This window comes from Agrobacterium tumefaciens (assembly GCA_025560025.1).
Lineage (GTDB): Bacteria > Pseudomonadota > Alphaproteobacteria > Rhizobiales > Rhizobiaceae > Agrobacterium.
Window position 1 is genome coordinate 94,404 of record CP048488.1, and the last position, 12,071, is coordinate 106,474.

At 59.6% G+C, this 12,071-nt stretch carries 17 protein-coding genes; 4 read left to right on the top strand and 13 right to left on the bottom strand.

Annotated features, from left to right (window positions below; translation table 11 throughout):
• Window positions 1-321: 321 nt before the first annotated feature.
• The 3 genes from FY152_25930 to FY152_25940 all read left to right on the top strand — a co-directional run bounded on the left by FY152_25930 (window position 322) and on the right by FY152_25940 (window position 3,088).
• Window positions 322-921 (top strand): hypothetical protein, encoded by a 600-nt coding sequence (locus FY152_25930; protein UXS35594.1) that lies wholly within the window; start codon window positions 322-324, stop codon window positions 919-921.
• Window positions 922-1,223: 302 nt separating this feature from the next.
• Complete coding sequence (locus FY152_25935; GenBank protein UXS35595.1) at window positions 1,224-2,150, top strand: ArdC family protein; 927 nt, start codon at window positions 1,224-1,226, stop codon at window positions 2,148-2,150.
• Window positions 2,150-3,088: a hypothetical protein gene (locus FY152_25940; protein ID UXS35596.1), complete on the top strand. Its 939-nt coding sequence runs from the start codon at window positions 2,150-2,152 to the stop codon at window positions 3,086-3,088. Before FY152_25935 ends, FY152_25940 begins: the two co-directional genes overlap by 1 nt.
• A 373-nt stretch (window positions 3,089-3,461) precedes the next feature.
• Here FY152_25940 and FY152_25945 read toward each other — a convergent pair whose 3' ends face one another.
• From FY152_25945 to FY152_25970, 6 genes are all read right to left on the bottom strand, one after another.
• A complete protein-coding gene (locus FY152_25945) occupies window positions 3,462-3,926 on the bottom strand; it encodes an ankyrin repeat domain-containing protein (protein ID UXS35597.1) in 465 nt (154 codons plus the stop codon).
• A gap of 110 nt (window positions 3,927-4,036) precedes the next feature.
• Window positions 4,037-4,315, bottom strand: a complete 279-nt coding sequence (locus tag FY152_25950; GenBank protein ID UXS35724.1) for a hypothetical protein — start codon at window positions 4,313-4,315, stop codon at window positions 4,037-4,039.
• 17 nt (window positions 4,316-4,332) lie between these two features.
• Window positions 4,333-4,737 carry a hypothetical protein gene (locus tag FY152_25955; GenBank protein UXS35598.1) on the bottom strand — a complete coding sequence of 135 codons (405 nt, stop codon included), beginning with the start codon at window positions 4,735-4,737 and terminating at the stop codon, window positions 4,333-4,335.
• A 92-nt stretch (window positions 4,738-4,829) separates the two neighbouring features.
• Window positions 4,830-5,297: a hypothetical protein gene (locus FY152_25960; protein UXS35599.1), complete on the bottom strand. Its 468-nt coding sequence runs from the start codon at window positions 5,295-5,297 to the stop codon at window positions 4,830-4,832.
• Window positions 5,298-5,404: 107 nt separating this feature from the next.
• Entirely contained in the window at window positions 5,405-5,911 is a 507-nt protein-coding gene (locus FY152_25965) for a hypothetical protein (protein ID UXS35600.1), read from the bottom strand.
• Window positions 5,912-6,214: 303 nt separating this feature from the next.
• Entirely contained in the window at window positions 6,215-6,526 is a 312-nt protein-coding gene (locus tag FY152_25970; protein ID UXS35601.1) for a hypothetical protein, read from the bottom strand.
• A gap of 176 nt (window positions 6,527-6,702) precedes the next feature.
• Here FY152_25970 and FY152_25975 point away from each other — a divergent pair, with 176 nt between their 5' ends.
• Window positions 6,703-7,020, top strand: a complete 318-nt coding sequence (locus FY152_25975; protein ID UXS35602.1) for a DUF736 domain-containing protein — start codon at window positions 6,703-6,705, stop codon at window positions 7,018-7,020.
• A gap of 530 nt (window positions 7,021-7,550) precedes the next feature.
• Here FY152_25975 and FY152_25980 read toward each other — a convergent pair.
• The 7 genes from FY152_25980 to FY152_26010 all read right to left on the bottom strand — a co-directional run bounded on the left by FY152_25980 (window position 7,551) and on the right by FY152_26010 (window position 11,814).
• On the bottom strand, window positions 7,551-7,829 hold the full coding sequence (locus FY152_25980) for an HU family DNA-binding protein (protein ID UXS35603.1): 279 nt from the start codon (window positions 7,827-7,829) through the stop codon (window positions 7,551-7,553).
• Between the two features lie 139 nt (window positions 7,830-7,968).
• Complete coding sequence (locus FY152_25985) at window positions 7,969-8,226, bottom strand: WGR domain-containing protein (protein ID UXS35604.1); 258 nt, start codon at window positions 8,224-8,226, stop codon at window positions 7,969-7,971.
• Between the two features lie 237 nt (window positions 8,227-8,463).
• Window positions 8,464-8,943 carry a thermonuclease family protein gene (locus FY152_25990; GenBank protein ID UXS35605.1) on the bottom strand — a complete coding sequence of 160 codons (480 nt, stop codon included), beginning with the start codon at window positions 8,941-8,943 and terminating at the stop codon, window positions 8,464-8,466.
• The gene (locus FY152_25995) at window positions 8,943-9,341 is read right to left on the bottom strand and encodes a hypothetical protein (protein ID UXS35606.1); all 399 of its coding nucleotides are present in this window, start codon (window positions 9,339-9,341) and stop codon (window positions 8,943-8,945) included. The genes FY152_25990 and FY152_25995 overlap by 1 nt, the downstream gene beginning before the upstream one ends.
• Before the next feature lie 20 nt (window positions 9,342-9,361).
• Window positions 9,362-11,311 carry a Ti-type conjugative transfer system protein TraG gene (traG, locus tag FY152_26000; GenBank protein ID UXS35607.1) on the bottom strand — a complete coding sequence of 650 codons (1,950 nt, stop codon included), beginning with the start codon at window positions 11,309-11,311 and terminating at the stop codon, window positions 9,362-9,364.
• Window positions 11,298-11,513, bottom strand: coding sequence for a type IV conjugative transfer system coupling protein TraD (traD, locus tag FY152_26005; GenBank protein UXS35608.1), 216 nt, complete (start codon window positions 11,511-11,513; stop codon window positions 11,298-11,300). The genes traG and traD overlap by 14 nt, the downstream gene beginning before the upstream one ends.
• A 4-nt stretch (window positions 11,514-11,517) precedes the next feature.
• Window positions 11,518-11,814, bottom strand: coding sequence for a TraC family protein (locus tag FY152_26010; protein UXS35609.1), 297 nt, complete (start codon window positions 11,812-11,814; stop codon window positions 11,518-11,520).
• Between the last annotated feature and the right edge of the window lie 257 nt (window positions 11,815-12,071).

Sequence of the window (12,071 nt, forward strand, 5' to 3'; positions counted from 1 at the left end):
TGCATGATTTCCTCTCCGGCTTCGGCATCCGGGATCAGCCCCTTGGCCGTTCTGTCCTTCGGTTTCGTGGCGGTCTGAACCAGCGCCCGTCCGGTTCAAGGCCGCTGTCGCGCCGCGGGGCGGCCGGTCATGCCGCTCTCGACAAAACAGGGACGCGGGCTTCGCAGAACCGTGGGTTCCGCTTGCCCGCCCCCCTGCTTCGCTCGATCAGGCCTGCCCGGACCCTGAACCGCCCGGCTTGCGCCGGTTCTCTTCGACCGCACCGAAGGACAGAACGGCCAAGGGGCCGAACGCTTCGGACAAACCGAAAAGGAAGCCATCATGGCAAAGCCCGCAACTCCTTCCCGCCAAGCCGCACGCCCCGCCGCACGCGTTGTGCAACTCCGCAAAGGCGCCACTATCGAAATGGTCCGCCTGACATGCCCCGATGAAGTGCAGGCGCTCCGGATCGCCGAAAGCTTCGGGACGGCCATCCTCGACAGCGACGGCATCCGCGACATGCACGAACGCCTGATCGTCGAAACAGCGACCGGCCTCTCCGATGGCCTCGGCGAACGGGCGATGCAGATCCATCTCCAGCGCATCGTCGGCGCCTATGTCGGATCGGCCCATGGCGCTGGCCAGTTCTACAGCAAGGCCGTCACCGAAGCTCGCGATGCGACCGCCAAGGGTGCGTCGGAGGCTCGTGACGAGGATCTCGATGGCCCGGTCGGATACGACAGCGCCGCCCAGCGCAAGCGTGAGTTCGCAGCCGACATGGGTATTCAGGCCCACGCGCTGCGCCTGGCAGCTGAAGGCGCCGTCGCAGCCTACGAACAGATTGTCGGCGAAACGTGGAAGCCATTCGATCGGCCGGTCGACAATCCCGGCCAGGCGCTCGACCGCAAGGCGGCCGCCGCACAGATGGACGCTCTCGGCTGATATGTCTTCGGCAGAGCTCCGGCTCCGCCTTCGTCGGGATAAGGCCGCCTCACTCCGAGGCGGCCATTTTTCGTGTCACCGTCGGAGCGAAATTCAGAGGAAAGACGAAAAGAGGGCGGCGCGGCATCGCTGCCCCGTCCCGTTCGTCGGTCCTGCAGGATCCGGCCGCAAGCCGCAACGGCTACGCCGTCCTCCACTTGCGTTCCGGCCGTTCCGGTGCGCCTTCCCCCCGAGCGCTCCTGCTTTCGGCCCTCCGCGACGGGGCCGCGATGGGCGCGGCCTCCTGAAACGGAGGTTTGGAAATGAGCAGGAAAACAGCAAACACGCGGACCGACATCTATGCACGCATCACCGACAGGATCGTCGCCGATCTGGAAAAGGGCGTACGCCCATGGGTGCAGCCGTGGAGTGCTGCCAATCTGACCGGCCGGGTGAGCCGGCCACTACGCCACAACGGACAACCCTACACAGGCCTCAACGTTCTCCTTCTCTGGTCGGAGAGCGTCGCCAGCGGTTTCGGGTCATCGACATGGATGACGCTGCGCCAGGCAAACGAGCTCGGCGCTCACGTGCGCAAGGGTGAGAGCGGCGCGACCGTCGTCTATGCCAGCCGCTTCACCAAAACCGGGACAGACGCGGGCGGTGGCGAGGTTGAACGCGATATCCCGTTCCTCAAAGCCTACACGGTCTTCAATTGCGATCAGATCGATGGCCTTGCAGATCATTATTACAGTCGCCTCGAACCGATCGCGAAACCGCTGGAGCGCATCGAGCATGCCGATCGCTTCTTCGACAACACGGGCGCTGTCGTCCGATACGGCGGCGACAAGGCCTACTATTCTCCCGCGACCGACCACATCCAGCTGCCGCTGCTCGAACAGTTTCGCGACATGGGCTCCTTCGTTGCCACGAGAGCACACGAAACCTTGCATTGGGCAGGCGGTCCCGCGCGGCTGAACAGGGATCTCAGCCGCTACCATAAGGACCGCCGCGAAAGGGCATTCGAGGAAATGCTCGTGGAATTGGGGTCAGCGATGCTGTGCGCGGATCTCGGCATTGTGCCGGAGCTTGCACCGCGCCCGGACCATGCCGCCTATATCCAGAGTTGGGCCGAGATCCTCGGCTCGGACAAACGCGCGATCTTCAATGCTGCGGCGCATGCGCAGCGTGCTGTCGCCTGTCTGCATGACCTTCAGCCGGAAGCCACGGCCGGGCAGGAGGCTGCCTGATGCTTCATGATCCAAACTTTGCAGGACAGGGTGTGCCTTCTCCGATCCGGCTGCGTGCGCTTTCGCTTGGCGCCGGTGTTCAATCCACCACCATGGCGCTGATGGCAGCGCATGGTGAAATCGGACCAATGCCGGATTGCGCGATCTTCGCCGATACCGGTTGGGAGCCAAGAGCCGTCTACGAGCATCTCGAATGGCTGACGTCGCCGAATGTCCTGCCGTTCCCGGTCCATATTGTATCGGCCGGCAATGTTCGCGACAATCTCATGGACGCCGCAGCCGGTAAACGCTGGGCTTCTATTCCGGCGTTTGCAAAGACGGTGACGCCAGCCGGGAGTATGCGCCCGGTTCTGGACGAGGACGACGACGGTGAACTCGTTGAAATCGGGTCACGCACGACATCGCGCCAGACTGTTTCCATCGGCATGATGCGCCGGGCCTGCACCACCGACTTCAAGATTGTGCCGATCCGCAGGAAGGTTCGGCAATTGTTGGGTCTCACGCGTAAACGCTCGCCTGATCATGCGGTCGCGGAACAGTGGATCGGGATTTCGACAGACGAGGCGAGCCGGATGAAACCCTCGTTTGAGGATTGGCAGATCAATCGGTGGCCGTTAATTGAACAGCGCATGAATAGGCAAGATTGCTTTGCCTGGCTGCGCCGACATGATTATCCGACGCCCCCGAAATCCGCCTGCATTGGATGCCCGTTCCACGATAACGGACGTTGGCGTCACATGCGTGATCATGATCCGGAAGCGTGGGCAGACGCGGTAGTCGTCGATCGAGCGCTGCGTTCCGGTATTCGCCGCATCCGCGGCGACGTCTATCTCCATCGCTCGTGCGTTCCTCTTGACGAAGCCGACCTGTCGACGGCGGCCGATCACGGCCAACTCGATCTCTGGCCCATCGAATGCGAAGGCATGTGTGGCGTCTAAGGGTAGCATATTGGCGGCTTGGCAGCGGATGATCGCCCATCTTTGAGCGCAAGACGTGCCCCTACGTGGCCCAGTCGGCCCGAAGCTGTGAAAATGGCCAACTCGAAGAACAAAGATGGAATCTTTCACATTAGGGTGGCTTCCCCGTCTACCAGTCACAATAGGGTCAGTTTGCCCCTATTGTGACGCGCAAGGAACGTAACACATGACCGTCACCCTGGGCTGCACTCAAAAATGATATATCGTTTCAGCTGTCGCAAAAATCCACGTCATTTCACGGACTTTTGCGTTCGATATTTGCGACAGGAATTGGCGAGGCTCTTCAGAGCACCACCGAGCACGCCGAAAACTCAGGAATTACGCGACAAAACACCTACTCTCGATCGGTCGGGACTGGCACGCCCGCTGCGATATATATTTCTCGCAATTTGGCACTTCTGGTAGCCCATACCACAGGCGATCTTTTGGCGTTGTTGACATGATGCGAATTGGCCCCACTTCTCAGCAGCAGCGCTACAATCTCGAATGCCGGCTCTGTCGCAATAGCCAAGCTCGCCTGCCTGCTTGCGGTCCATAGCGGTCCATTTCCGTAACGGTCTATCACGTTGACCTCTGCGCCAGCAGCAAGCAGTTTCCTGACAATGTGAGAGTGCCCATTCTGAGCGGCTACGTGTAAGGCTGTGAATCCGTCTTTATCGGCAGCAGAAACATTGTCAGTGCTGCCACGTAGTTCATTTTCTAACGAGACAAGATTCCCCTCCGCCGCATGGTGCCAAAGCGAACTCCGACCATACTCATCAACGTTTGACCGCTTCTTTCGCCATGGCCATTGTGGCATCACACCTCCAAGAGATCGTCGCGAAAAATCCAAAAACCCATAACGTTCCACGCTTGGATTGATGCGAATCCTGAAAGAATCCTGCCAGGATTGAACTATTATCATGCCAGTCAGAACAATGAGAAGATCATCATGCCGGCGAAGGCTATAAGCAGTACGATGTAAAACGGACGAAATAGATAGAAGCGCTGCCAATTCGTGAGGCCGAGAGCGTTGATATAAACACCCTCATCAAGCTTCAGATTGTCCATGCCGCTATCGACGGAAAAGTCACCGCCGTTACTCTTATAAAATCGGTATTCCTTGATCTGCGCGACAATTTGGTGAGCCGCCAGAAGAATGACCGCCAAAAACGCAGCTGAAAAAATGAAGATTTCCAATACTAGTATCACTCGAAAACGCCTCTTTAATTCGCAGGGCAGGGATAAATAGCAGCCAGCATCTCAATCACCAATGTCGATGCTCTCCCTTTAAGACGCTCTGGCGTGACGCTTCGAAGATGCGTGTATACGCGGTCTGTAAGCTCATGGGGGAGGACCGATCCGGCCCCACACCACCCCGTCCCGCTGGTAGCATCAGCCACCCCAGCTATATAAGCACTACCGCGAGCGCCGGACATGATACGATCAGCCTCACTCTGCAGAGCGCCATCATCGGACTTTCCTTCGAGCGCCTTGAGCAGCTCAGTCCCGCTGATTGCCCAGTCGCGGCCCTGATCGTTGCCTGATTCTGCTGATGCAACATTGAGAGCCAAACCTATCGACAGTATCGCCGCCGGAAAAGTTGCCCGGAATTGGTACGCTGCTGTCATCTTCCGCTCCGTTGATCTGGCTGCACCGGCGTTATTCCGACGCACGCGGTTATTCGACGTGAATGACCCAATGCACGCTGGAACGGGCAGCATCAGATCGTGTATCGCTCATAAGCTTCGAGCAGAAATTGCTTGCCTTTCTCGGTCAAGCGCGACGCGTCAACGAATGTGGAAAACGAGCCGGCCTGCTCCCGCATACTGTCGAGTCGGGCGATCATCTCCTTGCTCCCGAACACGACGTGGAAACGCTCGCCAGCGGGGAGCCAAACAAAAAGCGGACTTGGTGAGAACTCCAGAATGACGTCCTCATGGAAAACTTGAAAAAGACTGTCCCATGCGCGGACCGGATCGATGCTGGTGGTTTTCTCCGGCTGCTTGCCGAACTCGGCATGATAGATAAAGACGGACCCTTCGGGGATTCCAGCAATCCTTGCCAGGGCAAGGAACGCGGGCCTGTCGAGAACATCAGGCAATATCTGAGCTTTAAACCCACACACCTGAAGGAATGAAGGGCGCAGAAGCCGCTTTTCATCAAGCGCGTTATCAAACAGTGTAGCCACTAGATTGCACCATACATCTTTGACAGGGCTTGTCGCAAAACTCCCGCAGCCGAGTTTTCAGACAGTCTGCAGGAATTGTGCGACAGTCTATCGATGCGTCGGCTGTCTTATCTGCTCGGTCCGACAGCGATGGTGGCGGACGATCCTATCTGAGTGAACGAATACTCGACCGCACCTTGCTTCCAATACGCCGATATCATTTCTAAAACGTCCTCCTCGTTCAGAGTGTCAGGAGCGCCAAGACGCGCCGACAAGGCATCCAGCAACCCGGCAGGTCTCGCCGTCGAATATGTACATGCTTTGTGTCCGTTTGGACCGACTGCGACCCAGAACGACAATGAATCGGTTTGACCTGCACTCTTCCGCCGCCAGCCTACAGCCTCTACAGAGCCACCGTTGTAGCCAACGAAATGAGTACGCCATTCCTCTGTTTCCGCATCGGTCAGCCGCTGCCAGCCGAGCTTATCACCCTGCACCATCGCCGCCTGCAGATCGGGCGCTTCGCAGATAGCGAGAAGGCGGTCTACCGTCATATTCTCCGGCATCGCTGTGGCTGCTCCACTATTCAGAAATGCAGCGCACATGCCGGTCATAACCGTTATGCGCATCCACATTATATCTCTCTTCCTCGGCCTCAGAGTATAACTGCCTTGCTGAATCGTCGCAGAAATCCCGATTTAAATTTGAGTTCTGCGAGAGAGTTTCGCAACAGCCAATTTTTCACCGGCACCTGGCGTAGAAACTAAGAATTACACCTCGTTCTTCGAGTTGGCAATTTTCACAGCTTCGGACCGACTGGGCCTATGCGGATTTCCGTTGTGAAAGACGGCTACTCAGCCAGTTCCTGAAGCCCGGGAACGTCTTCCGTGCCGGCCAGCCGGTGCGGTGTGGGCGCTGAGGGCTGGGGGGATCGCATCCTAACCACGGTCCTTGCCGGCAGAATGAGGCACCATCCTGTCGACGATGGGCTCGGTTGTCGAACAGTCGGTAGGGCAGACCCACCTATCGGCGAAGGAGTCGAACGGAACGGCAGGACCGCAGCCGTGACGTGGCGTGAGCTTGGTGCCGATAGCGATCGTGCCTGCAGCGCGCTGGTGTGAATTCACCGAATGGTCTCTCGGCATGTCGTGCACAATCCGGTTCGGGCTGGCCACACCCATCGCGTCCTCGATGGATCTGGTGTGACCGAAGGACGCCTTCGTCTCGACCGACTTGGCCGCAACGGCCATACGCAACTTTCTTCCCCTACGAACAGGTTCGCATTCCTCGCGCGACAAGAAAGCCGCTCCCGGCCGCCCTCCACTGACGTTTCGGCCCAAGGGTGCGGCGTCGATCGCCGTCGGTCTTAACACCGTCATCGAGGACGCGATGGGCGCGGCCCGAGCAAACCGGAAAGGTTACGACAATGGCAGTCATCGGCGAATTCACCACCAACGGCAACAACTCCATCATCGGCAACGTGCGCACCCTCACCGTCAGCATGAAGGCCCGCCTGAACCCGATCGAACGCGTCTCGCGCGACGCTCCGGATTTCCGCATCACCGCCGGCAACGGCGTCGAGGTCGGCGCCGGCTGGAAGGCGGTCTCCAACGACGGCGAGGAATACATCTCGGTCAAGCTGGACGACCCGAGCTTCAACGCACCGATCACCGCAGCCCTTTGGCCAAGCGATAAGGACGGCGAATACGCCCTCATCTGGAACCGCCCGAAGCGGGAGGCCTGATCACCCCGAAGAGCTTCGCCGAAAGGCGGGGCTCTTTTTCCGTTCCCATTGACGAAGCCGGGCGCAGGCATCGAGCCTGCTTCCGGCTTTTCCGGTGCCATACGAGGAGGTGTGAGCTGCTCAGTTCGTCCAAGCGTGCCATGGCGAACCGAAGGCGTCCAGCACGAGCGGCGCCTCCAATTTGCTCCTTCCGCCTATGGCGGCTTCCGCAAATCGGTTCCTCCCCTCGCCGCCTCCGGCGGTCGCGTCCCGCGATGCTGGACCCCTCCGCTCCGCCATGACGCGCGGCGTCGTCTTTCACAAACGTCAAGGAGACGACGATGACGATTTCTCTCGAAATACAACGCGAAGAGCTTAAGGCCGAACTCAGGAACGCCTGCGATCCGGCGGAGCGTCGCCAGATCGCGTCGGAGCTGGAGATGGTGCAGGCGGAGCTTGCAACGATCGAGGCCGAACAGGACGGGCGCATCAGCACGGAGCCTCCTTTCTAGGAGGCTCTATTTCTGCGTCCCCTGTGCGGCTTTCTTGCCTCAGCCGTTGAGTGCGTCCTTGACCGCCTTGCCAGGCGTGAACGTCAGCTTTTTCGAAGCGGCGATCTTGATCGTTGCGCCTGTTGCCGGGTTACGGCCTTCACGTTCCGGCGTGTCCTTCAGCTTGAACTTTCCGAACGAGGGGATCGACGTTTCCGCGCCAGCAAGCGCCGCGTCGGTGATCTGCTTGAAGACGCTCTCGACGATCGTCTTGGCCTGCGCCTTGGTCAGGCTCTGTTCGGCTGCGATCTTGTCGGCGATTTCGTTGGTCGTGGTCATATCGGAAAGGCCTCTTTCTGTTTTCGGTCTTTCAGCTTTGACAATGAAGATGTGGCGAAGAAAGGGGCAGAACGGCAGGAATCCTCGCAAGGATTGCGAAAACCACAGGAAATGCAGGCGTTCGGCCGATTGAGACAGGCTATTGGGAGCTGCCCGCGTCCCGATAGCCGCGTCGTCTCTTCGTTCGTTCGATAAGGAAGAGTGCTGTGTCCGCATCGTCCGGATGATCGAAGGTCTCCATCATCGTCTGGCCGCCTGATCCGATCCTGCCCCAGTTGCGGACGACCGAAGCCCCGCCAAACAGCGTCGGCTGGATCGCGATCCTGTAGTAGCGCCGCATGTTCTGCGCCGCATCAATGCGGTGAAGATGAACCTGGCGTGTCTCCTTGTTTTCCATGTTCCCCTTGTCGCTGTCCCGGCAAGCGGCGTCCAACGAGTTATATGAATCGATCCGGCGTCACCGATTCATCGTCGTGATGGTTTCAGACGGGAACTGGGCGAGACGGCTTCGCCGCACGGCTCTATGCGCAGGCGCACCGAACCCGCCATGCGGTTTCGTTCCATTCGGATAACGATCCTCTCGCATGGCCGGCCGTGCCGGCGGATGATAACGTTGGAACGGCCTGGTTTGCGGTCAGCTATCGCACCAGCTTCGACGCGCACCGTCCCATCGACGCGCAAGGCCTTCTCCCACGAGAATCTCGCCAAACGATTGCCCTTTACGGCTGACAGTCCCGAGCTTGCGACCATACCTGTCTTCGTCTCGCAAGCCCGTGCTCATCGAGAATGGGCCAGCGTTCAGAAGAGCGAGAATACGTGCTTTGGCCGCCTCGCCCTTGACCCGTTCTGCCGTGCAACGGGGCGGGCTGAGTTCTGGTGTGTCGATATCGGCGATCCGGATTTTCTCTCCCTTGAACCAGAAGGTGTCGCCGTCGACGACGCAGTTCATGCGGCGGTCTTCACCACAGATCGAGAACGACGCTGAAAGCGTGTCCTCTGCAGGAGCAGAGGTGAGCGCGACCGTCCGATCCAGCCCGCCGGTGCGCTCGAAGCACAACATGCCGCCAACCCCGAGCCCAACCACGAGCAAGGCAACCCACATCGACCGATGCATCACAGGCTGAACGTTCTGCCATTCGCCGCGGTGTCGCGCTCGTCTCCCTGCTTTCTATGCTTGCCAGTCGTTGAACGTATCCGGTTCAGGATGGGCGGCAGAAGCGCAACGTCTTCCCATATCACGTCACCTTCGAAGAGCGTCTCGGTGTTGCGATTGCGCCACCGCACCTCTTCTCTCGTCACGAAAGGCGGCGCGATCTCGGCAAGGGCTGCGAGCGGTGCAAGGATCAGAACGCAAAACATAGTCGCGGCTTTCAGGATCGCCTCGCTAAGGGGCGAAAGTATCCCGAGAGAGATAATTGCGCCCATGCCGAGAAACGGCATGGCGATGATGAACACGACCCAGATCATCAGCGGGCCGATCAGCGAATACCGGATTTTTCTCCAATGCCTCACGGGCGTTTCCTTTCCTTCTGTCAGGGCTGTGCAGGTTCGTTTGCGTTCGGAGCGGTTCCGGTTCGATGGAATCTGTTCTCGCCGACGCAGGCTTTCATGTCTTCACGCCGGAACCAGATGGCGCGCCCGCACCGGAGCGGAGGATTTCCGGAGGTGAAGACGATCTGCTCGTCGCTGCGCATGCGCAGAACTTCATGCGGCAGGATCAATGGCCGGCGACTGAGCTGCTTCGATCGCGATCGAGACGATCCTTTCATTCCGGTCGAACGGTTGGTCTGGTCGACCTCGACCGTGGTGTCGCCGCAGCGCTTCGAGATATAGTCGGCGGTGTCGGGATCGTTTATCGCGGCAAACGAAATCCACGATGCGGATTCGAACCATTTGCTGGTCGCATCACGCCCGCCATAGGCCTCACGCATCTGGCCGAGCGACTGGAAGATCATCGTCAGCATGATGCCGTATTTGCGGCCTGCGTCGCGAGCGGTTTCGAGGATGCGCAGGTAGCCGAGACGCGCTACCTCGTCGAGCAGGAAGAGGGTGCGACCCTTTACATTGCCGTTGCGGTTATAGATCGCGTTGAGCAGCGAGCCGATGACGACACGCGCGAGGCCGGGATGGGCTTCCAGCACCTTCAGGTCGAGCGCGATGAAGATGTCCGTTCCGCCGTCGGCGAGATCGTCGGTCGAAAAGCTGTCGCCCGATACAAGTCCGGCATAGTTGGGATAGGACAGCCAATGGGTTTCCTTCACCGCATTGGCATAAACACCGGAAAACGTCTCCGGCGTCATGTTGACGAACACTGACACATTCTCCTTCACGAAGTCGGATTCAGACCCTTCGTAGATCTTCGTCAGACGCGCGCGCAGCTTGGGTTCCGGTTCGGACAGGTTGGCGCGGACGCGGCGCAGCGTCTGGTCTTCCGTTTCCGTGTGCCCTGACAGGCACACGTCGGCGATCAGGGCGGTCAGCAGCTGCATGGCGGAAGCGCGGAAGAAGTCGTCGCGGGCGGATGCCGTTCGGGGATTGTCGGTCATGATCCATGTGGCGACGGCGACGATATCCTCTTCCTTGGTATTGCCATGACGGCCGATCCAGTCGAGGGCATTGAAGCCGACACCGCCGGCTGTCGGATCGAGCACGATCACCTTGCGGCCGGCCTGACGCCTGTGCTCGCAGACCATCGGCGCGACCTCGCTTGACGGGTCCAGAACGACAAGCCCGCCGCCCCATTTGAGCGCGGTCGGGATCGTCACCGATGTCGTCTTGAAACCGCCGGAGCCGGCGAAGACGATGCCATGCGACGATCCGAAGGAACCGTCGAAGCAGAGCAGCGGCGACTTGCCGCCAGCGCCCCAGCTTTGTCGATCGTCAGCGCGAAACGGCATGGCGGCAACACTGTCGCGATCAACCCGATAGCGCTCGCCGATGATGATGCCGCCTCGTTCGGGAAACAGTTTTGCCGCCTCCTGGATCTTCATCCAGTCGGCCTCGCCATGCACAGCCCGCTTGCCGCCGATCCGTTTGGGCGCTGTTGTTGCGAACGCGGCATTGCCCTTGATCGCGACACGCAGCGCGAACATTCCGCTGATGAAGGCAATGCTTGCGCCGATCATCGTCACCGGATCAGCATAGGCCAGAACCGATTGTTCGGCCGGCACGCTGCTTGCGATGCTATTCAGGCGGATTACTTCGCGCAGTGTTGCGATGGTAATGACCACGCCGCTTCCGGCCAGCACGCTCAGACCGGCGGCCTTGATGTTGGCCGATCCGTTCGCGGCGAAGAGGCCAATTATGCCGATCGCCACCGCAGCGATGTAGGGGAGCGCGAGCCCGGCGCGTCCCAGCATCAGCTTCGCCTGCGGGGACGTTCCGAATGCCGCCAGTCGCTGCTCCATCCCGGATGTCGCGAACATCGCCGCGAGCATTATGATTGCCGGCAGGATCAACAGCAAAAGCCTATTCATCGTCATGGCCGAACGCCTCCGCGCCGATGGCGGTCAAGCGTGACCGCTCTTCTTCGTCGCCCTTGAGCCGGCGGCCGCCGTCGACCAACAGCCCGAGCAACAGCGCCCGCTTTTCGTAACGCAGTCCTGCCTTGACGATCAGCCCGCCGAGCTCGATTTTTTCGCGGGTGTCCTTCTTGCGTGCGTTTGACGTCATCGACTTTGCCATCCGTTCAAGCCTCGCCAGACCCGCCTTCATCCGCGCCAGACGCGAGCGCCGCGGACGGCTCGGTACCGGTCCGGCTCTCTCCGGCTTGTCTCTTTCCGGTCGCCGAGCCCTTGCCGCCACGAAACCGTTTGGCGACTTCCTCGAAGGCTGCCTGAAGCTGTGACTCCTCGATGTCGATTTCACCAAGACCGGCCTTCAACGCAATCCTGCCGATTCGTTCGGCCTCGCGTGTTTCGGCCTGTTTCAGCTGGTCCTGCAATCTGGCAATTTCTTCCCTGATCTTCGATGATGGTTTCTTCATTCCGGTCGCATCTCCCTGGAAATCCTGCGGCGTCTGTTCCGCTGCAAGATTTCCTCAAAAGCACTTCGGAAGGAATGTGCAGATCTGCACGTCGGCAAAGCCGACACTTTGGAGGATGATCCCGCCGCTCGACGAGAGCGGATCCAAGGGCGCAATTATACGTCGCTGACGCGACGCCTTGCGTAGGGGGCCAAACAGGGGCCCACTGTGGCCTCACCGCTCCCGACGAACGACGTTCAAACGGGAGCTTTTACCGC